The 25513-nt window shown below is 61.8% G+C and carries 18 protein-coding genes; 9 read left to right on the top strand and 9 right to left on the bottom strand.

Features of this window, described 5'->3' with window-relative positions; genetic code table 11:
- Positions 1-301: 301 nt before the first annotated feature.
- Complete coding sequence (gene ileS / locus GTF44_RS16700; protein WP_171561233.1) at positions 302-3268, top strand: isoleucine--tRNA ligase; 2967 nt, start codon at positions 302-304, stop codon at positions 3266-3268.
- Positions 3269-3333: 65 nt separating this feature from the next.
- On the opposite strand, the gene GTF44_RS16695 is transcribed toward ileS, so the two are convergent.
- On the bottom strand, positions 3334-3681 hold the full coding sequence (locus GTF44_RS16695) for a DUF1801 domain-containing protein (RefSeq protein ID WP_171561231.1): 348 nt from the start codon (positions 3679-3681) through the stop codon (positions 3334-3336).
- A 175-nt stretch (positions 3682-3856) separates the two neighbouring features.
- Here GTF44_RS16695 and yghU point away from each other — a divergent pair, with 175 nt between their 5' ends.
- Together yghU and GTF44_RS16685 are read left to right on the top strand one after the other, a co-directional pair.
- Positions 3857-4723 (top strand): glutathione-dependent disulfide-bond oxidoreductase, encoded by an 867-nt coding sequence (yghU, locus tag GTF44_RS16690; protein ID WP_171561229.1) that lies wholly within the window; start codon positions 3857-3859, stop codon positions 4721-4723.
- Between the two features lie 3 nt (positions 4724-4726).
- Entirely contained in the window at positions 4727-5185 is a 459-nt protein-coding gene (locus GTF44_RS16685) for a methylated-DNA--[protein]-cysteine S-methyltransferase (protein WP_171561228.1), read from the top strand.
- 74 nt (positions 5186-5259) lie between these two features.
- On the opposite strand, the gene GTF44_RS16680 is transcribed toward GTF44_RS16685, so the two are convergent.
- Positions 5260-6024 carry a folate-binding protein YgfZ gene (locus tag GTF44_RS16680; protein ID WP_171561226.1) on the bottom strand — a complete coding sequence of 255 codons (765 nt, stop codon included), beginning with the start codon at positions 6022-6024 and terminating at the stop codon, positions 5260-5262.
- 127 nt (positions 6025-6151) lie between these two features.
- Here GTF44_RS16680 and GTF44_RS16675 point away from each other — a divergent pair, with 127 nt between their 5' ends.
- On the top strand, positions 6152-7342 hold the full coding sequence (locus tag GTF44_RS16675; protein ID WP_171561224.1) for an alanine--glyoxylate aminotransferase family protein: 1191 nt from the start codon (positions 6152-6154) through the stop codon (positions 7340-7342).
- On the opposite strand, the gene GTF44_RS16670 is transcribed toward GTF44_RS16675, so the two are convergent.
- Positions 7339-8448 carry a pyridoxal phosphate-dependent aminotransferase gene (locus GTF44_RS16670; RefSeq protein WP_171561223.1) on the bottom strand — a complete coding sequence of 370 codons (1110 nt, stop codon included), beginning with the start codon at positions 8446-8448 and terminating at the stop codon, positions 7339-7341. The two genes, GTF44_RS16675 and GTF44_RS16670, sit on opposite strands and share 4 nt — an antisense overlap.
- A gap of 123 nt (positions 8449-8571) precedes the next feature.
- Complete coding sequence (locus tag GTF44_RS16665; RefSeq protein ID WP_171561221.1) at positions 8572-11505, bottom strand: valine--tRNA ligase; 2934 nt, start codon at positions 11503-11505, stop codon at positions 8572-8574.
- A gap of 150 nt (positions 11506-11655) precedes the next feature.
- Here GTF44_RS16665 and GTF44_RS16660 point away from each other — a divergent pair, with 150 nt between their 5' ends.
- A complete protein-coding gene (locus GTF44_RS16660) occupies positions 11656-13956 on the top strand; it encodes a xanthine dehydrogenase family protein molybdopterin-binding subunit (RefSeq protein WP_171561215.1) in 2301 nt (766 codons plus the stop codon).
- The gene (locus GTF44_RS16655) at positions 13943-15016 is read left to right on the top strand and encodes a DUF2235 domain-containing protein (protein ID WP_171561213.1); all 1074 of its coding nucleotides are present in this window, start codon (positions 13943-13945) and stop codon (positions 15014-15016) included. The genes GTF44_RS16660 and GTF44_RS16655 overlap by 14 nt, the downstream gene beginning before the upstream one ends.
- Before the next feature lie 60 nt (positions 15017-15076).
- Here the strand turns inward: GTF44_RS16655 and hrpB are convergent, their stop codons facing one another.
- Positions 15077-17488: an ATP-dependent helicase HrpB gene (gene hrpB, locus GTF44_RS16650; RefSeq protein WP_171561211.1), complete on the bottom strand. Its 2412-nt coding sequence runs from the start codon at positions 17486-17488 to the stop codon at positions 15077-15079.
- A 331-nt stretch (positions 17489-17819) separates the two neighbouring features.
- On the opposite strand from hrpB, the gene meaB reads away from it, so the two are divergent.
- The gene (gene meaB / locus GTF44_RS16645; RefSeq protein ID WP_171561207.1) at positions 17820-18812 is read left to right on the top strand and encodes a methylmalonyl Co-A mutase-associated GTPase MeaB; all 993 of its coding nucleotides are present in this window, start codon (positions 17820-17822) and stop codon (positions 18810-18812) included.
- 134 nt (positions 18813-18946) lie between these two features.
- Positions 18947-19825 carry a DNA repair protein RadC gene (gene radC / locus GTF44_RS16640; RefSeq protein ID WP_253261289.1) on the top strand — a complete coding sequence of 293 codons (879 nt, stop codon included), beginning with the start codon at positions 18947-18949 and terminating at the stop codon, positions 19823-19825.
- 42 nt (positions 19826-19867) lie between these two features.
- Here radC and GTF44_RS16635 read toward each other — a convergent pair whose 3' ends face one another.
- Both GTF44_RS16635 and GTF44_RS16630 read right to left on the bottom strand, forming a co-directional pair.
- Positions 19868-20137, bottom strand: a complete 270-nt coding sequence (locus tag GTF44_RS16635; RefSeq protein WP_171561204.1) for an HlyU family transcriptional regulator — start codon at positions 20135-20137, stop codon at positions 19868-19870.
- A 4-nt stretch (positions 20138-20141) separates the two neighbouring features.
- Positions 20142-20507 (bottom strand): YigZ family protein, encoded by a 366-nt coding sequence (locus tag GTF44_RS16630; protein ID WP_171561202.1) that lies wholly within the window; start codon positions 20505-20507, stop codon positions 20142-20144.
- A gap of 339 nt (positions 20508-20846) precedes the next feature.
- Between GTF44_RS16630 and GTF44_RS16625 the strand changes: the two genes are divergently transcribed.
- Entirely contained in the window at positions 20847-21302 is a 456-nt protein-coding gene (locus GTF44_RS16625; RefSeq protein ID WP_171561200.1) for a hypothetical protein, read from the top strand.
- A 32-nt stretch (positions 21303-21334) separates the two neighbouring features.
- Here GTF44_RS16625 and rpoD read toward each other — a convergent pair whose 3' ends face one another.
- Positions 21335-23335, bottom strand: a complete 2001-nt coding sequence (rpoD, locus tag GTF44_RS16620; RefSeq protein WP_171561199.1) for an RNA polymerase sigma factor RpoD — start codon at positions 23333-23335, stop codon at positions 21335-21337.
- An 86-nt stretch (positions 23336-23421) separates the two neighbouring features.
- Positions 23422-25344 (bottom strand): DNA primase, encoded by a 1923-nt coding sequence (dnaG, locus tag GTF44_RS16615; protein ID WP_171561197.1) that lies wholly within the window; start codon positions 25342-25344, stop codon positions 23422-23424.
- Positions 25345-25513 lie beyond the last annotated feature (169 nt).

Here is a 25513-nt window from a genome sequence, read left to right as displayed (position 1 = left end):
CGGAAGAACTCGCAACCGCGAATCGGTCGCGGGAAGTCGCGCCGATCAAGGTGCGGTGCAGGTGCGGCCAATGCAATCGACGCTGCACCGCATAACGGCATCTGACGTTTCTGCCGCATTTGCGTGTCTTTACCCCGCCTGACACCAAGCTTATAAACCGCCCCATGACGTATCGCAGCCTGCGGATCATCATTCGAATTACAACCCCGGCTCTCTAAGAACTGAGACGCCGGGACAAGGTGTTTGAGCCATCGCACCGCCCTGATATTTCAAGAGACATCCGAGACGAAGGACGCCGATCATGTGCGCCGAAACGACCGATCAAAACCTCGACTACAAATCCACGCTGAACCTGCCCCGAACCGAGTTTCCGATGCGCGCAGGCCTGCCCAAGCGCGAGCCTATGTGGCTGGAGAAATGGGAGAAAATCGGGATCTATGACCGCCTGCGCGAAAAACAGGGCCGCAAACCCTTCACGGTGCATGACGGCCCGCCCTATGCCAATGGCAATCTCCATATCGGTCACGCGCTGAACAAGATCCTGAAAGACATGGTCGTCCGCAGCCAGCAGATGATGGGCCATGATGCGCGCTACATCCCCGGATGGGACTGTCACGGCCTGCCGATCGAATGGAAGATCGAAGAGAAATACCGCCAGAAGGGCCAGGACAAAGACAGCGTGCCAGTCAATGAATTCCGTCAGGAATGCCGCGACTTTGCCCAAGGTTGGGTCGACATCCAGCGCGAGGAGTTCAAGCGCCTTGGCGTCACCGGCAAATGGGAAAACCCCTATCTGACGATGGATTTCCACGCCGAGCGGGTGATTGCCGAGGAATTCCAGAAGTTCCTGATGAATGGCACGCTTTATCAAGGCTCCAAGCCCGTGATGTGGTCGCCGGTCGAGAAAACCGCCCTAGCCGAGGCCGAGGTGGAGTATCACGACCACCAAAGCCACACGATCTGGGTCACCTTCCCGGTTTTGAGCGACACCCGCACCGATCCGCTGGTGATGGGGGAAGGCGTGACCACCGGGCGGGTGGAGCCGCTTGGCGATCTGGATGGCGCGCATGTGGTGATCTGGACCACCACGCCCTGGACCATGCCGCAGAACCGGGCGATCTGTTTCGGCCCAGACATCTCTTATGGGCTTTATGAGGTGACGGGGCGGCCTGAGGAATGCTGGGCCCAAATCGGGCGGCGGTACCTGGTGGCCGACACCTTGGCCGAAAGCATCTTCACTCAGGCCCGTCTGGACGACAGCATGTATCGCCGGTTGCGCGATGTGACGGCGGATGAGCTTGGCGCGCTGGCCTGTGCGCACCCGCTGCGCGGGGCCGAGGGCGGCGATGGCGAGTGGGATTTCGATGTCCCGCTGCTCCCTGGTGATCATGTGACTGACGAGGCGGGAACCGGGTTCGTGCATACCGCGCCCAGCCATGGCGATGACGACTATCAGATCGGTGTCAAATACGGGCTGCCGATGACCTATAACGTGTTGGAAGACGGCTCTTTCCGGCCCGATCTGCCGTTTTTCGGCGGCACGCTGATCCTCAAGCCGAATGGCAAAGAGGGGAACGCCAACACAACCGTGATCGACAAACTGGTCGAGGTCGGGGCGCTCTTGGCGCGCGGCCGCATGAAACACAGCTACCCGCATAGCTGGCGGTCGAAAGCCCCGCTGATCTTCCGCAACACGCCGCAATGGTTCGCTGCGATCGACCGCGAAGTTGGGGATGGTCAAGACACCTATGGCAAGACGATCCGTGAACGGGCACTAACCTCCATCGATCAACTGGTGGAATGGACGCCGCAAACCGGGCGGAACCGGCTCTATTCGATGATCGAAGCGCGGCCCGATTGGGTGCTCTCGCGGCAGCGCGCTTGGGGCGTGCCGCTTACCTGTTTCGTCAAGAAAGGCGCCAAACCGACGGATGCCGACTTCCTCCTGCGCGACGAGGCGGTGAATGCCCGCATCCTCGCCGCATTCGAAGAAGAAGGCGCGGATGCCTGGTATCAGGACGGGGCGAAAGAGCGGTTCCTGGGCAATGACCACAATGCCAAGGATTACGATCAAGTCTTTGATATCCTTGATGTCTGGTTCGATTCCGGCTCCACGCATGCCTTCGTTCTGCGGGACCGTGAGGACGGCTCCGAGGATGGCATCGCCGATGTCTATCTCGAAGGCACCGACCAGCATCGCGGCTGGTTCCATTCCTCAATGCTGCAAGCCTGCGGCACCAAGGGCCGCGCGCCGTACCGCGCGGTGGTGACCCACGCCTTCACGCTCGATGAGAAGGGCATGAAAATGTCCAAGAGCTTGGGCAACACCATCGTGCCTGAGCAGGTTGTGAAGCAATACGGCGCTGACATCCTCCGCCTTTGGGTCGCGCAGACCGATTATGTGCATGACCATCGGATCGGGCCGGAAATCCTGAAAGGCGTCGCCGACAGCTATCGTCGCTTGCGCAACACGATGCGCTTCATGTTAGGCAGCCTCGCCGATTTCACCGAGGCCGACCGGGTGGAGCCCACCGAGATGCCCGAGTTGGAACGGTGGGTGCTGCATCGCTTGGCCGAACTCGATCATCAGGTGCGCACGGGCTATGCGAACTATGACTTCCAGGGTGTGTTCCAGGCGGTTTTCACCTTTGCGACCACGGACTTGTCGGCCTTCTATTTCGACATCCGCAAAGACGCGCTCTATTGCGATGGCGACACGGCGCGGCGGCGCGCGGCGCGCACGGTGCTCGATATCCTGTTCCACCGGCTAACCAGCTGGCTCGCGCCGGTTCTGGTCTTCACGATGGAGGAGGTCTGGCTGGAGCGGTTCCCGGGTGAGGACAGCTCGATCCACTTGATGGATTTCCCGGACACGCCGGGCGAATGGCGCGATGAGCCGCTGGCGCAGAAATGGGCCAAGATTCGCACGGCCCGCCGGGTCGTGACGGCGGCTTTGGAGATCCAGCGTCAGGATAAGGTGATCGGCGCCTCGCTTGAGGCCGCGCCCGTGGTCCATGCCCGTGATCCGGAGATGCTGGAGGTTCTGAAATCCGTGGCGTTTGACGACATCACGATCACCTCTGCTCTGACCCTGACCGGCGACCCGATCCCGGCAGAGGCGTTCCGCCTGCCAGAAACCGAGGGCGTCGGCGTGGTGTTCGAACCCGCCGAGGGCGAGAAATGCCAGCGCTGCTGGAAAATCCTCCCGGATGTGGGGCGGCATGCGCATCCGGGCGTCTGCGGACGATGCAATGAGGCGCTAAGCTGATCCAAACATGTGTCGCGGGCTGAGCGGCTCGCGGCACGCCATGGCGACTTGGTGCCTTTGGCTGTTCAACTCGCGGCTTGCCGGATCAAGGCCACCAGCGCCGGTGTCGGCAAGGATTGGCCGGGGAGCAGTTTCACATGCCGCCCGGTCTTGTTGGCGCCTTTGAGCAATTCGTCCGGGTCATCCAACTCGGCACCATGCACAAAGCCAAGATGCGCGTGGGCTTTGCCGCCATAGAGGTAGATGACGGGCTCACCCGCCGCGTTGAACCAAACGGGCGCACCCCATTTCATGTCGGAAGCGGCCCCTGGGAGCGTATCTTCGAGAAGCGACTGCAACGCCTCCAATAGCTCCCTGACCGGTTTGGGTCGGACGGCGATATATTCGGGAATGGTGGGCGGTGCTTTGGCCATGACCCAAGTGTGCCACAAGGTTCCATTGTCGGTATTGCTTTGGATCAATCTCGCGCGTTTGGCGCCGGAGCGATTGTGCATCAGAGAACACGGACCTGTGGCTTGGGTTGCCCGCCCCGGCGGTCTAGATTGATGGCAACGCATCTGCCGTTCGGCAAGAAAAGGACCAACCGACATGACTGACAGCTACACCCCGCCCGCCGTTTGGACTTGGGAGCAGGGCAACGGCGGCGAATTCGCCTCGATCAACCGGCCCATCGCCGGGCCGACCCATGATAAAGACCTGCCTGTGGGTATACATCCGTTGCAGCTCTACTCCCTGGCGACGCCCAATGGGGTGAAGGTCACGGTTCTTCTTGAGGAGCTGTTGGCGGCGGGCCATGCAGATGCCGAATATGATGCTTGGCTGATCAACATCTCCGAAGGCGATCAGTTCGGCAGCGGCTTTGTCGATGTGAACCCCAATTCGAAAATCCCCGCGCTGATGGATCGCTCCACCACGCCGCCGACGCGGATTTTCGAATCCGGTGCGATCCTGCTCTACCTGGCCGAGAAACATGGGGCCTTCGTGACCGAGGCCAAGGACCGGCCCGAGATGCTGTCCTGGCTCTTCTGGCAGATGGGCTCCGCGCCCTATCTGGGCGGCGGGTTTGGCCATTTCTACGCCTATGCGCCCGAGAAATGGCAATACCCGATCGACCGCTTTGCCATGGAAACCAAGCGCCAACTCGATGTGCTGAACCGGCATTTGGCCGATAGTGAGTGGATGGCTGGCGGGGTCTATACGATTGCCGATATGGCGATCTGGGCCTGGTATGGGCAGTTGGTTCTGGGCCGCCTCTATAGCGCGGCGGAGTTCCTGGATGTGGCGAGCTACACCCATGTGATGGACTGGGCCAAACGGATCGACGCACGGCCCGCGGTGCAGCGTGGCCGGATGGTGAACCGCGCCTTCGGGGAGCCGGAGATGCAACTTCACGAGCGCCACGATGCCAGCGATTTCGAGACCAAGACCCAAGACAAACTGGATGCAGCGGAGTAGCCGATGGCGGAACAGGCAAGCGTCGAAACCCCCGTCGGTTGGTTAACCCTGACCGAGGAAGACGGCGCGATCACGGCTGTCAATTGGCGGGCGGGGGCGGGGGCAGCGGAAACGCCCGTCCTACGCCAGGCCGTGGCCGAGATTGACGCCTATTTCGCCGGGGACCTGACCGAGTTTGCCGTGCCGCTGGCCCCCAAAGGGTCTGCCTTTCAAATCGCGGTTTGTGATGCGATTTCGGCCATTCCCTTTGGCTATACACGAACATATGGCGAGATCGCGAAAGATCTCGGGCAATCTGCGCAATCCGTTGGCCAAGCCTGCGGCGGCAATCCGATCCCGATCCTCATTCCATGCCACCGGGTGATGGGGTCCAAGGGCCTGACCGGGTTTTCCGGCGCAGGCGGGGTGGAGACAAAGGTGGCGCTGCTCCGCCATGAAGGGGGGGCCTCCCTGCTGATCTAAGAGACGTTCGTTGCTGAGAGGGAACCGGAATTTTCAAGAATTTCGGCCCGGAAAATACCTATTTTCCGACGCCCTCACCCCTTGATGCCGGACCAGGTGACCTGTGCCTCTCCGGCCGTCATCGGCCCGCCCGCGCGATCAAACCGCAGATAGGCCAGCGCTTTGTTGCCCGATTGCGTGTGAAGCACCCCAACGGCACGTCCATCTTCGGCCAATATCTCCGTACCAACCGGTGCCGCCCCATCGATCTCAACCTGGGCCAGACCTTTGCGCAACTCCGTCTTATGCTTCATTCGCGCGGTCACCTCTTGGCCCACATAGCAGCCCTTCCGATGATCCACGCCCGCGAGCCGATCAAACCCCATTTCCAGGACGAAACTCTCCTCGGGGCGCAGCTCTATCCCGGTTTCCGGGATCACATGCGCCACCCGGATCGCCTCCCAATCGATTTCCGGCGTCCCACCGTCGATCCCATAGCCCCGCCAGCCAAGCGCCGGATCGCGCGGGTCGGCCCAAGCACCGTCCGGCACCGCGCCCATGCCGCGCACGACGCCCAGACCGCTGTCCTCAATCGTCACATCGGCGCGCAGCTTGTACATCATCAAGCGCTGCGCCAGCTTCGGGGCGATCTCCGCCTTCACATCCAGGAGGATGTGATCGCCCTGATCCAGCAAGAAGAAATCGGCCAGATACTTCCCTTGAGGGCTCAAGAGCGCGGTGTAGACCAAACCGCCGCCGACCGGTTTCACATCATGGGTCACCAACCCGTGCAGGAAATGCGCCCGATCCGCGCCACCGATCTTCAGCACCATTCGATCTGTCGCAATTTCGCCTGGCATATCACCGCTCCTGATATCTCAAATCACACCTAATCATGACCGGGTCCCTGCCAAGACCTGTCCAGCCAATTGACCGCACGCACGCGCCGATTTACCCCTGATTTATACGCGAAAGAAAGACCCCATCATGAGCCTTGCCAACGGTCGCCACTACCTCGCCATCCCCGGCCCCTCGGTTATGCCTGACCGGGTGCTGCAAGCCATGCACCGCCCCGCGCCGAATATCTACACCGGCGAGTTGGTCGACATGGTGGCCACCATCGTCCCCGATCTGAAAGCCGTCGCGCGGACGGAACATAACGTCGCGATGTATATCTGCAATGGCCATGGAGCCTGGGAAGCGGCGTTGACCAACACGCTCAGCCGCGGTGACAAGATTCTGATCCTGGGCACCGGGCGGTTCTGTCTGGGATGGGGCGAGATGGCGACGGCGCTTGGAGTCGAGGCGCAAGTGATCGATTTCGGTCAGACCGCGGATATCGATATGGCGCGCGTCGCCGATGCGCTGGCTGCGGATAAAGCCCATGAGATCAAGGCTGTGTTGGCGGTTCAGGTGGACACCTCCACCTCGGTCAAGAACGACATCTTGGCCCTGCGCCAGACGCTTGATGCAGCGGACCACCCGGCGCTGCTGTTTTCCGACAACATCGCCTGTCTCGGCTGTGACGCGTTTGAAATGGATGCCTGGGGTGTCGATCTGATGGTCACCGGCAGCCAGAAGGGCTTAATGACCCCACCGGGCATGGGCTTTGTCTATCATGGTCCGAAGGCCGAGGCCGCGCGCGGTCGTGCCGATTTGGTGACGCCCTACTGGGATTGGCGACCGCGCACCGATCCAGACATCTTCTATAAGTATTTCTGTGGAACAGCCCCGACGCATCACCTCTATGGGCTGCGTGTGGCGCTGGATATGATCCTGAAAGAAGAGGGGCTGGAGCAGGTTTGGGATCGTCATGCAACCCTCGCCCGGGCGATCTGGACTGCCTTCGAAACCTGGGGGCAAAGCGGCGCGATGCGGTTGAACATCGCTGAGGCTGAGAAGCGCAGCAACGCAGTCACCACCGTCAATATGGGTGGCGGCAACGGTGCACGGCTGCGCGATTGGATGATTGCCGAGGCGGGCGTGACCCTAGGCGTGCCGCTTGGCATGGACGACGCACCAGAGGACTATTTCCGCATCGGCCATATGGGCCATGTGAATGCGCAGATGGTTCTGGGCGTGTTGGGCAGCCTGCAAGCAGGGATGAGTGCGCTGCAAATCGCGCATGACCCCAACGGGTTGAGCGCGGCTGCCGAGGTGATTTCAGGCGCGGACTAAGCCGAGCGTGCTTCGGTCAGTGCCTCTGGCAGCGCGGCCTCGAACAGCGCCAAATCGGCCTCTTTACCGCAAGACACGCGAATGCAGCGGTCTTGCGGCGGGGTAAACGGCATCCGCACGAAAATCCCACGTTTGATCAGCGAGGCCAGCACAGCCCGCGCAAAATCACCATCTCCGCCGCAATCGATCGTCACGAAATTGGTTGCCGAGGGCAGCGGTATCAGCCCATTTGTGCGTGCGATTTGGCCAATCCGGTCGCGGGCTTTGGCGATCTCGGCGATGGTTGTGGCAAGGTACTCTTGGTCGGCCAAGGCCGCCAATCCGGCGGCTTGCGCCAGCCGCCCCATGCCAAAATGATTGCGGATTTTGTTGAAGGCCGTGATCAAATCCACATGGGCAACCGCATAGCCAATCCGCAAGCCCGCCAGCCCGTAAGCCTTTGAAAAGGTGCGAAAACGAATGACGCGCTGATCGTCTATATCCAAAGCCGGGGCCGTGCTCGCCGGTGCTGTGTCCACATAGGCTTCGTCCAGCGCCAGCAGGCATCCGTCGGGCACCGCGTCGATCATCGCCTGCACCGTCGCGGCACCATGCCAGCTCCCCATCGGATTGTCCGGGTTCGCCAGATAGATCAGCTTGGCGCGCGCATCCCGGGCGCGGGTGATTAGTGCGTCGGGGTTTTCGTGATCGCCCTGATAGGGCACCTGATGCAGCGCGCCGCCAAAACCGGTCACGTGATAGTTGAATGTCGGATAGGCCCCGACGGAGGTCACCACGGCATCCCCTGGCGCGATCAGCAGTCGGCAGAGATAGCCCAGGAGCCCGTCAATCCCTTCCCCCACAACGATGTTTTCCGGCCTGACGCTATGATGGGCGGCCAGCGCTTGGCGCAACTCATGCGCTTCCGGATCGCCATACATCCAGGCCTCATGCGCGGCCTCGGCAATCGCGGCTTTCACCTTGGGGGAGGGGCCAAAGACGCTCTCATTTGCGCCCAACCGGGCCGCAAATTCTGCGCCACGGGCGCGTTCCTGGGTCTCGGGGCCGACAAAGGGCACGGAGGCGGGCAGGCTTTCGACAAGTTGGGTATAACGGGGTCCGGTCATGGCCGGAGAGAAGCCCGAAATCGAGGCAAAGCGCAAGTCGGGAGTGATGCCGAATAGGTTACGAAAATTCTGCGCCTTGGCGATTTTCGTAACCTATTTGATGCGCCGCAGCGGCGACCTGACCTAGCCGATCTCTTCGAGTCGGGCGAGAGCGTCGCGGATTTTGCCCTCTTCCTCCTCGCGGGCGGCGAGATTGTTGCGGGTTTCCTCCACCACGGCAGCAGGCGCACTTTCGGCGAATTTCGGGTTGTTGAGCCGTCCGCGCAACCCGCCCAACTCCTTGGCCAGTTTGCCCAGAACCTTCTCCAGCCGGGCCTTCTCCTCATCCACGTCGATGATATCGGCGATCGGCAGACCGAAGACACCGCCCTCAACCGCCACGGTCACGGCGCCCTTCGGCAGATCGTCAACGACAGTCAGGCTATCGACCCGCGCGATCCGCTGAATGATCGCGGCGTTCCGATCCCAGGCGGCCTGGCCGCGCGCGTCCAACTCAGCCTGCAAGAGCGGCACTTTCAGGCCTGCCGGTACATGCATCTGCATCCGGACGGAGCGGATTTCGTCAATCATGGCAATGACCCAGGAGATTTCCCGGTCGGCCTCTTCGTCGATCAGTTCCGCGCCATAGCTCGGCCAATCCGCATGGATCAGCATTTTGGGGCGCTCGGCGATCTGGCCCCAAAGCTCCTCGGTGACAAAGGGCATCACCGGGTGGAGCAGGATCAGGCATTGGTCGATCACCCAGGCCATGGTGGCGCGGGTTTCGGAGATCACGGCCTCGTCGCCGGAGGCAAAGAGCGGCTTGGCGAATTCCAGATACCAGTCGCAGACCCGGCCCCAGGTGATGGCGTAGAGCCCGTTCGCCGCGTCATTGAAGCGATAAGCGGTGAGCGCCTCGTCATGCGCCACGCGGGCGCGCGCGATCTCCCCCACGATCCATTTGTTCACCGTTTGGGTCACGCTGGCCGGGTCGAATCCGTCCAACGGTTTGCAGTCGTTCATCTCCGCGAACCGCGCGGCGTTCCAGAGCTTGGTGCCGAAATTCCGATACCCCGCCACGCGGTCATCGGAGAGTTTCACGTCGCGCCCCATCGCGGCCATGGACGCCATGGTGAAGCGCAGCGCGTCGGCGCCATATGTGTCGATCAGTTCCAGCGGGTCGAGCACGTTGCCGATGCTCTTCGACATCTTCCGACCCTTCTCGTCCCGGACAAGGGCGTGAACATAGACATCTTTGAACGGGACTTCATCGACCACGGCAAGCTGCATCATCATCATCCGGGCGACCCAGAAGAAGATAATGTCGAAGCCCGAGATTAGGACAGAGGTCGGGAAATAGCGTTCGAGCTCGGGGGTTTGCTCGGGCCAGCCAAGCGTGCCAATGGGCCAGAGGCCCGACGAGAACCAGGTGTCGAGCACGTCGGGGTCGCGGTAGAGGGGTATGTAACCCTCATACATGTCATCTTCTGACCTATCGAAGGTCGCTGCACGCTCATCCGTATAGACTTTGAACTCGCAGCCAAAATCATCCCCGTAATAGGCCTTTGCTAGCGCGATCGCAGAGGCCTCGTCAGGTGCACAAAACGGCTGCAAATGGGTGCCCCGATCACGCTTCCCTTTGTTCGTCGGTACCCAAGCGATACCGCCATCATCGGTTTTCTTGGGGCCATACCAAACCGGAATCTGGTGCCCCCACCAAAGCTGGCGTGAGATGGTCCAGGGTTGGATATTCTCCAGCCAGTTGAAATAGACCTTCCGGTGCTGCTCGGGCATGATGTTGGTGCGCCCGTCGCGAACCGCCTCCAAGGCGGGTTCCACGATCTTGGCGGTGTCCACAAACCATTGATCGGTCAGGAATGGTTCCACCGAGACCTTGGATCGGTCGCCATGGGGGACCATGTGCCGGTCCGCGTCGATCCCGTCGAGCCAGCCATACTCCTCGGCCCAGGTGACAATCGCATCGCGGGCCTCATAGCGGTCGGCGCCGTCGAGCCGTTCGATGGCGGCGGCGATCAAATCGTCCGGGCAGCCTTCGGCGAACTCCGTATTGCCGCGCAGCGCCATCGCGGCCTTGGTGTCCATCACGTTGATCACGCGAAGGCCGGTGCGTTGGCCCACATCCCAGTCGTTGAAATCATGGGCCGGGGTGATTTTCACTGCACCGGTGCCCTTCTCCGGGTCGGCGTAGCTGTCAGCCACGATGGGCACGCGCCGCCCGGTGATCGGCAGGATCACGTGTTTGCCGATCAGATGCGCATAGCGCCGGTCATCGGGATGCACCGCAACGCCGGTATCGCCCAGCATGGTCTCGGGCCGGGTCGTGGCGACGGTCAGGTAATCGCGGGTCTCGGTGTCGGTGACATTGCCGTCCGCGTCGAATTCCACCGGGTGTTCATAGCTCTCGCCATCCTCCAGTGGATAGCGCAGGCGCCACATATACCCGTCTTTCTCGATCTGCTCGACCTCCAGATCGGAAATCGCCGTTTCGAAATGCGGGTCCCAGTTCACCAGCCGTTTGCCGCGATAGATGTAGCCCCTGTTATACATCTCCACGAAGACTTTGATGACGGCATCGTGGAAATTGCCCTCCTCGCCCTCGGGCGAGTTCGGCGCACCGGACATGGTGAAGGCGTTGCGGGACCAATCGCAGGAGGCGCCGAGGCGTTTGAGCTGGTTGATGATGGTATCGCCGCTTTCGGTCTTCCACTCCCAGACCTTTTTCAGGAAATCCTCCCGGCCCAGATCACGGCGGGTGGCGTTGCCTTCGGCGGCCAGTTTGCGCTCAACGACCATCTGCGTGGCGATGCCTGCGTGATCCTGCCCCGGCTGCCAGAGCGTGTCGAAGCCGCGCATCCGGTGCCAGCGGGTGAGGATGTCCTGCAGCGTGTTGTTGAAGGCGTGGCCCACATGCAGCGAGCCGGTCACATTCGGCGGCGGGATCATGATGCAGAAGGTCTCGTCGCGCGACGCGTTTGCGCCCGCTTTGAAAGCGCCTGAGGCTTCCCATTCCGCGTAGATCCGGGCCTCGGCCTCGGCTGCGTTAAAGGTCTTTTCCATCGCCTTATACCCTTGGGGTTTTGTCTGTCTGGGATCATCTAGCGAAGCGGGCGGGAAAGGCCAAGCCTCGATCCGGTCCAGGGGGCCTGGACACTGGCGTTTGGGCCGTTAATCTCAGTCTGAAAGCAGTTTGCTGCGAGGACATACCCCATGACGAAATTCGGAACCAGCCAGCCGGTCACCCGGTTGGAGGACACCCGCCTGCTGACCGGGCATGGTCGGTATATCGATGATATCGCGCCGGAGGGGGCGCTTTTTGGCTATGTGCTGCGAAGCCCTGTGGCGCATGGGGAGATCACCGAGTTGGACTTGGACGATGCGCGGGAAGCGCCGGGGGTGCATCTGGTGCTGAGTGCGGCCGATTTGGCGGCGGCGGGGCTGGCCAATGCGATGAAGTTTTCGACGGTGAAGAACCGCGATGGGTCGGATGGCGCGGCCCCCGCGCGGCCGATCTTGGCCGAGGGGCGGGTGCGGTTTGTCGGCGAGCCGGTGGCCTTTGTGGTCGCCGAGAGCTTGGCCAAAGCGAAAGATGCCGCCGAGATGATCGGCTTCGATTTCGACGAGTTGGAGCCGCATATGGCGGTGCAGCCGGGCGGGGCGGAGCTGCACCCCGAGGCGCCGGAGAATCTGGCCTATGATTGGGGTCTGGGCGATGAAGAGGCGACCGAAGCCGCTTTGGCCGCCTCGGCGCATCGGGTGCGGTTTGAGATTGAGGACAACCGGATCATTGTGAACTCGCTGGAGCCGCGGGGGTGTTACGCCGAGCTTGAGGGCGACCGGCTGCATCTGGCGGTGAACGGGCAGGGCGTTTGGGGCACCAAGGCCGCCTTGGCCAAATGGTTCGGGCTGGACGCGGAAGATGTGCGCGTGACCACACCAGATGTGGGCGGCGGGTTTGGTATGAAGGGGATGGATTACCCCGAGTATTTCCTGGTGGCGCATGCAACGCGCGCGCTTGGCCGACCGGTTCGCTGGATGTCGGAACGGACCGAGGCGATGCTGAGCGATAATGCGGGCCGCGATCTGGTCTGTATCGCGGAGCTTGGCTTTGACGCCGACTATCGGATGACCGCCTATCGCATGTCGTCGCTCTCGAATATGGGGGCCTATAACTCGCAATTCGGTCAGCCGATTCAGAGCCAGTTGTTCAGCCGCGTACTGACCGGCGTTTATGATGTGCAGGCGATTTATATGAACAATCGCGGCATTTATACCAACACGACACAGGTCGATGCCTATCGCGGGGCCGGGCGGCCCGAGGCGATCTACACGCTCGAACGGGCGATGGATTATGCGGCCCGCGAGTTGGGTGTCGATCCGCTGGAGCTGCGCCGCCGGAGTTTCATCGCGCCGGAGCAGATGCCCTATAAGACCGCCGTGGGCGAGCTTTATGATGTGGGCGCGTTTGACCAGCTTTTGACCCGGGCCGAGGCGGAGGGTGATCTGGCCGGATTTGCGGCGCGGAAGGCGGCCTCAGAAGGTCAAGGCAAGCTGCGCGGCTTGGGCGTGTGTTATTATATCGAGAGCATTCTGGGCGACCCAAGCGAGACCGCGAAGATCGAGCTGACCGAGACCGGAGCGAAGGTTTATGTGGGCACGCAATCGAACGGGCAGGGGCATGAGACGGTCTATGCCCAGTTTGTGCATGACCAGACTGGCCTGCCGATTGCGGATATCGAGGTCGTCCAAGGTGATAGCGATCAAATCGCCAATGGCGGGGGGACCGGCGGCAGTCGCTCGGTCACAACCCAGGGCACCGCGCTCAGGGCCACTGGAGATGCGCTGATCTCTGGCCTGGTGCCGTTTGTCGAAGGCATGATGGAGGCCGAAGATGTCAGCTTCGATGCTGAAGAGGGCGTGTTCCGTGCACCGGGCTCGAACACGGTCGTGACGCTTCTGGAAGCGGCGGAGGCGGCGCGGGCCGAGGGGCAGGCAGCGCTTTGCGTGGCTGAAGAGACCACAAAACTGCCGGGCCGGTCCTTCCCCAATGGCTGCCATATCGCGGAGGTCGAGATTGATCGCGATACCGGCGTGACCGAGGTTGTCCGTTACACCGTGGTCGATGATTTCGGCAATCTGATGAACCCGATGCTGGCAGAGGGGCAGGTCCATGGCGGCGTTGCGCAAGGCATTGGTCAGGCCATCACCGAACATGTGGTTTATGACGACGATGGTCAGCTTCTGACCGCGACCTTCATGGATTACGGGATGCCGCGGGCCGACGATATGCCGTTTGTCGCCTTCCATACCGAGCCTGTGCCGTCGACGGCCAACGCGCTTGGGATGAAGGGTTGCGGCGAGGCGGGAACCGTGGGGGCCTTGGCGGCCGTGGCCAATGGAGTGCAAGACGCACTTTGGCCGCTTGGTATTCGGCGGGTGGATATGCCGTTTACGCCGGCGCGGGTTTGGGCGCTGTTGCAAGAGGGAGAAGGGGGCATTGCTGCGGAATAACCGGCTCTGGACCCGTCTGAAAGGGTTTCGCAGCGCGCCGCCGCGCCTACCGGTTGTGCGCCCGGCCTATTCTCATGTGGTTCTGCTTGATGGGACCATGTCGAGCCTCTTGCGTGGGCAAGAAACCAATATCGGGCTGACCTATCGGTTGTTGTCGGAACTTGGCCCGTCAGAGCCCGTCACGCTCTACTATGAGCCGGGGATTCAGTGGCGCGGCTACCGGCGCGCAGTCGAGGTGCTGGCCGGGGTTGGGATCGATCGGCAGATCAAGCGCGCCTATTTGTTCTTGGCGCGGAACTATCAGCCGGGAGATCGGATCTTCCTGATGGGGTTTTCGCGCGGTGCCTATGCGGTGCGCTCGCTGGCCGGGTTGATCGACAAGATGGGATTGCTGCGCGCGGCCCAGGTTGAGGAAGAGACCTTGGCGCGGGTTTATGAGCATTACCGGTCTGATCCAGACGGTCCGCGCGCGGCGGCGTTGAAGGCCGCGCTTTGTCATCCGAAGGTCGAGATCGCCTTTATGGGTGTCTATGACACGGTGCGCGCCTTGGGCCTACGCTGGCCGGTGGTGTGGCGATTCATGGGGAAGCCGCATCCCTATCACAGTGACGGTTTAGGGGCCTCGACCAAAGAGGCCCGGCATGCGCTGGCGATGGACGAAACCCGCGATGTCTATGCCCCGGTTTTGTGGAGCGTCGATGCGGCACGGGCCGGGCAAGTGCAGCAGGTTTGGTTTCGGGGGGCGCATGGCGATATTGGCGGGCAACTGGGCGGCTTGCGCGCGGCGCGACCCTTGTCGAACATCCCACTGGTCTGGATGTTGGGCGAGGCGGCGGTCTCTGGTCTGCCGCTGCCGCAACATTGGCGCACGCGCTATCTGACCGATGTCACGGCGCCGTCGGTTGGCACGATGTCGGGGTGGAGCAAAGCGTTTTGGTCGCGCCATCGACGGGTGATTGGGCGCGATCCGTCCGAACGGATACATCCCTCGGCAGAGGCGGCCGCGGCAGAACGGGGTGTGGTCTTGCGGGGTGGCGGCCCACGTCACGCCCCCGGGTGAACCGGGAACCCTCCGCGGGCCGCGTTGCCACGGGCAAGGGTCGGCCCAGGTGAGATGCGGCTAGGGTCGGCGCTTGGCGCGCAGCGTTGGGTCGGATTGGCGTGGATCTTCAGGCCAAGGGTGTTTGGGATAGCGCGCGCGCATATCCTTGCGCACATCCGCGTAGGAGCCCGACCAGAACCCCGGCAAATCGGTGGTGATTTGGATCGGGCGGTTGGCCGGAGAAAGCAGCGTGATTTTAAGCGGCAGTTTATCGGGGCCGATCCGGGGATGTGTCGTGGTGCCGAAGACCTCTTGCAGGCGAAGCGCGATTTCGGGCGTGTCGGTGCCGTAGTCAATCGGGACCTGCCGATTGAGCGGCGTCTTCCAAGTGGCCGGAGCGAGGGTATCCAGCCGTTGCTGGGTCTCCCATCCGAGAGAGGCCGCCAGCGCCTCGACAAGGTTCAGGCGTTTGAGATCAGCGGCAGAGGCGATGCCCTCGAGATAGGGCGCGGCCCAATCTTCCAACCCATCCAGGAGGGCGGCATCGGACATATCGGCCAGGCCCGCGAACCGGATGCGGGCGCGGAGCAGGGTGGCGGGTTTGGTCCAGTTGAGCGCGTCGAGGCCGAGATCGCGAATGCCGTTGACCATCGCGGCGCGGATGGCCTCGGGCGGGGCATCCGGCCATCCACGATCATCCAGAATGATTGCGCCCAGACACTCTTGTTTCCGCGCCAGAACCCGCCGGTCACGACGCGACCAGGTGCACCTCTCATGCCAAGTGATCTGATCCGCGAAGAGGGCGCGGATTTGGCTTTCGGCAATTGGGATCGCTTGGCGGATGCGGGCTTCGCGGGGGTTGCCATCAAGATCGGTCACGACAAGAAGCCGTTGCCCGGCAAGCGCGTCTCCTTCAGGCAAAGCAGCCCCTTTGCCACCCGACAGGAGATAGCGCGGCGCATCCCCTTTGCGCCGGAGGGCGATGCGGTCGGGATAGGCAAGGGCTGCCTGTTCGGCGGCGTCATGCGCCGGGCCGGATTCGAAGCGGGCGAGGCGTTTCGCCTCTGTCTTGATCCGCGCGATTGCGGCGCGGTCGGCCGCTGCCGGAGCTTGGCCGGTCAGGGCGCGGAGACGCAAGGCGAGGTCGCTGCCTTGGCCCCGGAGCGGATCGCGGTCGGCCAAGAGCGCGGCGAGCAGAGCACTGCCCTTGCCGCCGAGGCTGACCATATGTGCCAGGCGGGGATGTAGCGGTAGTTTGGCAAGCTGGCGACCATGGTTGATGATCCGAGCGGTGTCATCGAGCGCCCCGATGGATTTGAGCAATGCGCGGGCCTCTGCAAGCGCGCCTTCGGGGGGAGGTGTGAGAAATGCCAAACCTTCATCGCCGCCCCATTGCGCGAGATCGAGGGCGAGGCCGGCGAGATCGGTCGCCTCGATCTCCGTGGGTGGAAAGGCGGGGAGCGCACCCTCGGCCCCTTTGGTCCAGTTGCGATAGCAGACCCCGGGCGCGATCCGACCGGCGCGGCCCCGGCGCTGATCAGCCTCGGCGCGGCTCACGGGCTCGGTCACCAGGCGCGACATGCCAGAGCTTGGGTCAAACCGGGCGCGGCGGGCACGGCCGCCATCGATCACCACACGGACGTCTTCGATGGTCAGCGAGGTCTCGGCGATCGCGGTGGCCAGAACGAGTTTTCGCCCCTCTTTCGCAGGTCGGATGGCGGCGCGTTGGTCGCCGAGTTTCATTGCGCCATAGAGGCTGTGGACATGGATATCGGGCGGAAGTTGGCCTGCCAACAAGCTGGCGGTGCGGCGGATTTCGCCTTCGCCAGGCAGGAACACGAGAAGGCCACCCTCAGTCTCTTGGACAGCTCGCAGAATGAGGTCGGCCATCGTGGTCTCGAACCGGTCGGTCTTGGCCGGCGGGCGGTCGCGCCAGATGGTCTCGACCGGGAAGGCCTGACCTTGAGATGAGATCAAAGGGGCATTGTCGAGCATGGCGGCCACGGGCCCGGCATCAAGCGTGGCGGACATGACCAAAATTTGCAGATCGTCGCGCAGGGCCCCCCGGACCTCCCAAGCCAGCGCCAAGCCTAGATCGGCGTTGAGGGAGCGTTCGTGGAATTCGTCGAAGATCACCGCGCCGATGCCAGGGAGCTCCGGATTGTCTTGTAGCATCCGGGTGAGGATGCCTTCGGTCACCACCTCGATCTGGGTTTCTTTGCTGACCGCACTGTCGCCGCGCATCCGGTAGCCGACCGTCTGACCCGGGGCCTCGCCCAAGGTTTCGGCCATACGTTCGGCGGCAGCGCGGGCGGCCAAGCGACGGGGTTCCAGCAAAACAATGCGGCCCTTGGTGATCTCGGCCTCGCGCATCGCTAGCGGCACCCGCGTGGTCTTGCCTGCGCCGGGCGGAGCCTGCAGCACCGCGCGACCCTTGGTGGCCAGGGCGTGCATCAGCTCTGGCAGAATGTCCTCAATGGGAAGTGGCATCGGCCTATGGTCGTCTGATGATCCGCACCGGCCCATAAAGGGACTGTGCCGCGGCCGAGGTCAACCGAAAGACGCCCGGCGTGGTTTCGGTCGCGGGCGGGCGAGACGGGAGCGCGCGGACAGAGAAACTGCTCCGCTCCTGCGCCTAGCGCGGAACAACAAAGGAGATCAGCACCAGACGGCTCGCCAGATAAGGGCGCATGACAAACCGGTCATCAAATTCGCTGTCGCATGCCATGGCACTGGACAGTACGCGCGGGATGCGGGCAAGTAACGGGACGCGCCCAAATTGCGGCGCGCGGGCAGGATACTGGGGAAAGACGACCCATACATGACGGAACAACAGGCCGCTCAGACAGATTTGGCAACGCGGATTTTGGCGGGTGAGCGCCGGGCTCTGGCGCGCGCGGTGACTTTGGTGGAAAGCACGCGGGCCGATCATCGCGCCGAAGCGGCGGCCTTGCTGGAGGTTTTGCGCGGTCATGGGCGGCAAGCCCTGCGCATTGGACTCTCCGGGACGCCGGGCGTGGGGAAATCGACCTTTATCGAAGCGTTTGGGATGATGTTGGTGAGCCAGGGACTCCGCGTGGCCGTTTTGGCGGTCGATCCGTCCTCAACACGCTCTGGCGGCTCGATTCTGGGCGACAAAACACGGATGGAGCGGCTCAGCCGCGAGCCAGGCGCGTTTATCCGCCCGTCGCCCTCCTTGTCCCATCTCGGCGGCGTCTCGCGGCGGACCCGCGAGGCGGTGGCGCTCTGCGAGGCGGCGGGGTTCGATGTGGTGCTGATCGAAACCGTGGGGGTCGGGCAATCCGAGACCATGGTTGCCGAGATGTGCGATCTCTTCGTCTTGCTTCTCGCGCCTGCGGGCGGCGACGAGTTGCAAGGGGTCAAGCGCGGCATCATGGAGATTGCCGACCTGATCTTGGTCAACAAGGCTGATGGCGAGTTGAAAGCGGCGGCGACGCGAACCTGCGCGGACTATGCCGGTGCGTTGCGGCTGATGCGTAAACGAGCGGAGGATCCTGAAGGGTTTCCCAAGGCGCTTCCCGTTTCGGCGTGGGAGGATGACGGGTTGGACGCAGCCTGGGACGAGATGCAGACCTTGGCAGCATGGCGCCGAGCGGAGGGCCATTGGGAAAAACGCCGAGCGGCACAAGCGGCGCATTGGTTTGAAGAAGAGGTGCGGAGCGGTCTTCTGGCACGGCTGAGCCGCGACGCTGACGTGAAGCGCGCGATGGCTGAGATGGCCGCACGGGTGGCCGCGGGTGAACTGAGCCCGGATGCAGCAGCCGAAGAGATGTTGGGCCGACTGAAGAACTAGCCTGGTATTTTGTTCGAAAGCGGGTGCTTGCTAAGGAAGCATTAACCAAATTGATTGAATTCTCGGAGCGTCGGCGGATCGGTTTCTAGGGACCGGTTATCACCGCAGGTTATGTCGCGCTAAGAGGAATATCGATGACGGATCTGACGTCTGATTTGGAGGGGCAGGTCCCCGGGTTTTCCGAAGAAGCGATGCGGGGCCTGGATGATTTGGAGGCGCGTATTCCGCCCGCAGATGCCGTGTTGACACCGGCCTTTACCCGCAGCTTCCGCCAGACGGACCGGCTCTCGCCTGATGCGGCGGCGGGCGGCGGCCTGGTCACCGGCAAAGATGGCACGAAGCGCCCGCATTATTGGGGCCATCGTGCGCGGCTTCGGGAGCGTTTTTTGTCAGGCGGGCATAAGCCGATGCCCGACTATGAAATCCTGGAACTGCTGCTTTTCAACGCGATCCCGAGGATGGACCTGAAACCGCTGGCCAAAAGACTCCTGGCGGCATTTGGTGATTTGAACGGGGTGGTCGCAGCGTCTGAACACCGGCTGTTGCAGGTCGAAGGTGCGACGGCAAAGGTCTATCTACAACTGCGCATTGTCGAGGCGTTTGCCCATCGAATGGCGTTGGCCAAAGTCATGCATCGCGAGGTGGTCTCGTCCTGGGACGATTTGATCACCTATTGCCGCACGGCGATGGCGCATCGCGAAACAGAACAGTTCCGGGTGCTATTTCTAGACCGCAAAAACGTGCTGATCGCTGATGAGGAGCAGGCGAAAGGCACGGTTGATCACGTGCCAGTCTATCCCCGCGAAGTGGCGAAACGGGCGCTGGAGCTGAACGCGTCCTCAATCATTCTGGTGCATAATCATCCGTCGGGCGACCCGACGCCGAGCCCGCAAGACATCGATGTAACCCGCCGGATCGTGGAGGCCTGTGACACGATCGGCGTGGCGGTGCATGATCACGTGATCATCGGCAAGGAGGCCGAGGTGTCGTTTCGGGCGGAGGGGCTGTTTTAGCGTTTTAGGCACGCTTCGCCGGCGGTCGCGCGCGCGGCGACGCTACCCGAAAATCCCGTCGCCCTGCTCGTCGATCACCTGTTTCGCTTTGCGGATGGAGAAGGCCTCCGCCTCCTCGGCGCTCTGGATCGTATCGGCGCGCAGCAGATGATGCACCTTCACCTCGCCGTCGATCTCCTTCTCGATCCGCGCGGCGAGGCGATAGCCACCTGGCCCTGATTGTGGCTCCGGGAAGATGCGGAAGTCTTTATAGACTTCGGGGTCCTCTTGAGGCTTGGCCCCGCCGCCGAAGAGTTTCGATAAGAGCGACATCGCACTACCCCGTCTGGTTCATCTGGTCGATGTAATACCTAACGCAATCCTGCACCCGGCGGAACCTGTCGCCGCCCAGATGCGTGCCGCCGAACCAGCGGCTGACGATGACAACGTGGTTCTGGAGGTCCTCGCGCTTCAGCATCCGCAAGATGACCATGCCCGCGCCGGCCTCTCCGTCATCGTTCTTGATCGGGCCGTCGGAGGTGAGGAGCGCCCAGGTGTTATGGGTGGCTTTAGCGAATTTCTTATTGCGCTTGAGGGCTTTGACGGTCGCGAGTGCGTCGGCTTTCGAGGCCGCCGGTGCGCCTGAAACCGCGTATTTGGAGCCGCGGTCGGTGAGGATGTTGTCAAAAGTGGTGAGGGTCATTGAACCGGGATAGCGTGGTTCGCCATCACCGGAAAGAGCGGAGCCGGGCCCGGGCCTGCCCGTGGGTTGGCGCAAACACGGTGGATCGGGGCGGTTAATAGAAGCCAAGCCATTGCTCGGGCTAAACGGAGCGTCCCGCCGCCAAAGCGCCAGCCCGCCGGGACGGGCAGGCGCTCGCCCGGCGGCCTTGATGCCGGGCTGGCCAGAGTGGCTGACGGTCAGGCGCGCAGATTGAAGATCATAAGATACACTGTGAGTGATCGGTGGGTTCACAGATTTCTCCCAGGTCTACTCTCAATCATGCTACCATCCCAAATTATAAAACATGGGAGAATTGGCATGCCCTTTATGTTTGAAGAGAGCGATGACCCTAATCTGCAATTGTCGTCATTTCTCGATCAACTGAGTGGTTTTCTGCAAACCCTCTTGTTTGATGACGCGCCCTATGGCTACCGGATACTATTCATTGACGACATGCGCGACCGACTGAGATTGGCCTATGAAACTGAAACTCTGCCACATTTCGATAGAGTGCGAGCGGCCGTTCAAGATACGCCACCAGAAGTTTTTGCACGCGTCGGTCTGACAGGGAATAGTCTCCAAGCAAAACTTGCTGCGCTGTTCAGTTTGGGGCGTCGTTTTCGCGACGGAATAGTCGATGCGCTCCGCTACCTATTGGCTCAGATCAACTCACTACTAGGTTCGATTTCTGCTGCCACTGGTGGCATCGCAGACCTGATCTCGGAGTTCAAAGATATGGTCGAGAATTGCATTGACTATGTCGAACAAGGCTAGGGTCAGAAGAGGTGTACGAACGGTGCTCTTTCTCACTGATCCAAGAAAGACCTTAACTTCCGACTACGGCTCGGATGCTTCAGCTTCCGTAGCGCCTTCGCCTCAATCTGCCGAATCCGCTCCCGAGTCACGCTGAACTGTTGGCCGACCTCTTCAAGCGTATGGTCGGTGTTCATCCCGATCCCAAACCGCATCCGCAGGACACGCTCTTCACGTGGGGTCAAAGATGCCAAAACCCGAGTCGTGGTTTCTTTCAGGTTCTCCTGGATCGCGGAATCGAGCGGTAGGACGGCGTTCTTATCCTCGATGAAATCGCCGAGCTGCGAATCCTCTTCGTCGCCAATCGGCGTCTCCAGCGAGATCGGCTCCTTGGCGATTTTCATCACCTTGCGCACCTTCTCCAGCGGCATCTGGAGCTTCTCGGCCAGTTCTTCCGGCGTCGGCTCGCGGCCAATCTCGTGCAGCATTTGGCGCCCGGTGCGGACCAGTTTGTTGATCGTTTCGATCATATGCACCGGAATCCGGATCGTCCGGGCCTGATCCGCGATGGAGCGGGTGATCGCTTGGCGGATCCACCAGGTCGCATAGGTGGAGAATTTGTAGCCGCGGCGATATTCGAACTTATCGACTGCCTTCATCAGGCCGATATTCCCTTCCTGGATCAGGTCAAGGAATTGCAGGCCGCGGTTGGTGTATTTCTTGGCGATTGAGATCACGAGACGCAGGTTCGCCTCGACCATCTCTTTCTTAGCCTGGCGCGCTTCTTTCTCCCCCTTCTGGACCTGGTTCACGATCCGGCGGAATTCGTTGATGTCGAGGCCGACATAGGTACCGACTTGCGCCATATCGGCACGCAGCTCTTCAACCTTGGGCCGGGAGCGCTCCATCAATGCTTGCCAACCCCGACCGGTATTCTCGGCCATCCGGTCGACCCAAGTCGGGTCCAGCTCATAGCCGCGATAAGCTTCGATGAATTCGCGACGGTTGATCCGAGCTTGGTCGGCCAGTTTCACCATGCCGCTATCGATCGACATGATCCGGCGGTTGATGCCGTAAAGCTGGTCGATCAGCGCTTCGATCCGGTTGTTGTGGAGATGCAGCTCGTTGACCAACTCCACGATTTCCGAGCGTAGCTTTTGATAAGCTTTCTCTTCCTTAGCGGAGAAGCTGGAATCTTCATTCAAGGTCGCAGAGATCCGCAAATCCTGCATCTCGGAGAGTTTGACATAGTCGCGCGCGATCAGGTCGAGGGTTTCCAAGACACGCGGTTTCAGCGCGGCTTCCATCGCCGCCAGGCTCATATTCGCCTGTTCGTCCTCATCATCCTCGTCATCGTCCTGGGTGATCGGGTTGCCGTCGGCATCAAGCTCTTGCTTGGCCTCGCCTTCGGGCTTGGCCGACGCGGCATTGTCGTTGGAGACGGGGGCAGCAACGACCGGTTCGTCGCCGTCTTCGTCCTCGCCCATTTGCCGGCCGAATGTGGCGTCGAGATCGATCACGTCGCGCAGAAGAATATCTTCGTCGAGAAGTTCGTCGCGCCAGATGGTGATCGCCTGGAAGGTCAGCGGGCTTTCGCAGAGCCCCGCGATCATCGTGTTGCGCCCGGCCTCGATGCGTTTGGCGATGGCGATCTCGCCCTCGCGGGAGAGCAGTTCCACCGAGCCCATTTCGCGCAGATACATGCGCACCGGGTCATCGGTCCGGTCGAGTTTCTCGGTTTCGGTCGCGGCGACGGCCACTTCGCGGGAGGTCGAGGCCTCGACCACTTCGGTCGCCGGCTTGGCTTCGGTGTCCTCTTCCACCTCGTCATCTTCGATGATGTTGATGCCCATTTCGGAAAGCATCGACATCACGTCTTCGATCTGCTCGGAGCTGACCTGCTCGGGCGGCAGAACGGTGTTCAACTGATCGTAGGTGATATAGCCCCTGGTTCGCGCTTCCGCGATCATCTTTTTGACGGCGGTTTGGCTCATATCGAGGCTGATCTCGGCCTCGTCCCCGTCTTGTTTGCGATCGTCGGTGTCTTTGGCCATGCGCGATAATCCTTTCGCTACGGGGTGATTCGCACCCACGCCGTAAACTCATGTCTTAGCGCGAATCACTGATTCGCACACCCGGGTTAGCCCTTTTTCTTCTCCCATGCGCGTCCATCAATCAAGCTGCGCAGGTGCGCGGACAAGGCCGCCCGGTCTTCGCCTTGATCCGCCGTCTCTGGCGGTGTGGGGTGATCGGCGCGATGTCGGGTCTGGACGGCGTGGTTCAAGCGCCAGGACAGGTGGGTATCTTCTTCGGTCGTTTCTAAGTCTTCCAACGCCTCGGACAGTTCATAGGCGATGCCCCGACGGGCGGCGAGTTTGGCAAATTCTTCCGCCAAGCAGAGCGCCGCTTTGTCGGGGTCGCCATCCGCACGCAAGAAGGGTGCGATGCGCACATGGCCGAGCGCGCGCAGGTTTTCAAGGGTTTGTCGCAAATTTGCATCATCTAACTCGGCCAAAAGCACCACTGCATCCCGTGCTGTGCTGTGAAGCAGGTGCGCGGCGAGGCGGGCTTGATCGGGATGGCTTGGCGCGAGCCGGTCGAGATCGGGTTCGAATTGATCGATCAGGCTGGGGTATTGGCAAAGCGTTGCGAGGATCAATGCGGCCCGCAGATCGGCATCCGAGAGTGACCCCGCAGCCAGCGCCGAGGCCCGGGTGCTGGCCGCAGGCGCGGCCTCAGCTTTTGGTTTGAAGCCGCCCCGGTTGGCCGGTTTGCGATTGCCTTTAAAAAGCTGCCAGCGCAGATCATTGATCGCCTCGCCATAGTGCCGCTTTAGCGACGGGTCTTGGATCTTGCTGATCGCTTGGCGCAGCGTTTTGTCGAGGGCAGCGCGACGCTCGGGGCTGTCGAAGCTTTTGCCGTCGGTCTCGCGGCGCCAGAGCAGTTGCACCATCGGCTGCGCGCCCTCGATCAAATCGCGCATCGCTTGCGGGCCTTTGGCGCGGAGCAGATCGTCAGGGTCTTGCCCCTCGGGCATCAGCGCAAACCGTAGCGATTTGCCGGCCTCTAGCATCGGCATCGCCAAGTCGATCAGGCGCATCGCGGCGCGCAAACCTGCCGTATCGCCATCCAGTGCGATCACCGGTTCGTCGGCCATGCGCCAAAGCAGCCGAAGCTGATCCTCGGTGATCGCGGTGCCAAGCGGCGCAACGGTTGCTTCAAAACCCGCCCGGACCAAGGCGATCACATCCATATAGCCTTCGGCCACAATCAGCGGTTGGCCTTTGCCAGCAGCCTCCCGCGCGGGCCCATGATTGTAGAGTGCGCGGCCCTTGTCGAAGAGATCTGTCTCGCGGCTATTGAGATATTTCGCTTGCGCGTCGGCGGCCATTGCCCGCCCGCCAAACCCGATGCAGCGCCCGCGCGCATCACGGATCGGAAAGATGATCCGGTCGCGGAACGCATCATAAGGCGCGCGGCCATCGTCGGGCTGACGCGCGATATCGGCGGCAACCACCTTCTCCGCCCCGATTCCTTTGTCGGTCATCGCCTGGAAGGCAGCGTTTTGAGCGCCGGGCGCATAGCCGATCTCGAATTGGTCGAGCGCGGCCTCATCCAAGCCTCGCCGCGCCAAGTAATCGCGCGCGTCGCCGCCCGCCGCGGTCTTCAACTGCAGGCGGAACCAACCAAGAGCGGCTTCGGTCACCTGGGCCAGTTCTGTCCGGTGGTCGGCCTTCTCTTGAGCGCGTGGGTCGCGTTCGGGCATCGGCATGCCAGCCTCGCGGGCGAGGATCTCCACAGCCTCCATAAACCCCACATTCTCGGTCTCGCGGACAAAGCCGATTGCGTCGCCTTTCGCGTGGCAGCCGAAGCAGTAATAGAACCCCTTGCGGTCATCGACGTGGAAGCTGGCGGTCTTCTCCTGATGGAACGGGCAAGGCGCCCACATGTCTCCCTTGGCCTGGTTCGACTTACGGGTGTCCCAGATGACCTTGCGCCCCACGACCTGGCTCAGGGACGTACGCGTGCGAAGCTCATCGAGGAAACCGGGGGGCAGACTCATGCGCCTTAGTATTGGGTCGAGGCAAGACGAAGTCCAGAACACCCAGCGAAATGCTCGAAACGTGCCAAATCATTCAGTTTTTCAGCATAGAATGGCCTCAATTGGCTTCTAAAGCCGGTGTTAACCATAAATCCTCTGGTGAGGTTTTGGGATGTGATGCCGTTAAGGC

Source organism: Roseobacter sp. HKCCD6576-2 (assembly GCF_013179285.1).
GTDB classification, from domain to species: Bacteria; Pseudomonadota; Alphaproteobacteria; order Rhodobacterales; family Rhodobacteraceae; genus Rhodophyticola; species Rhodophyticola oceani.
The sequence above is the reverse complement of the archived record's forward strand: the minus strand, read 5'-3'. Positions and strand labels throughout refer to the sequence as shown.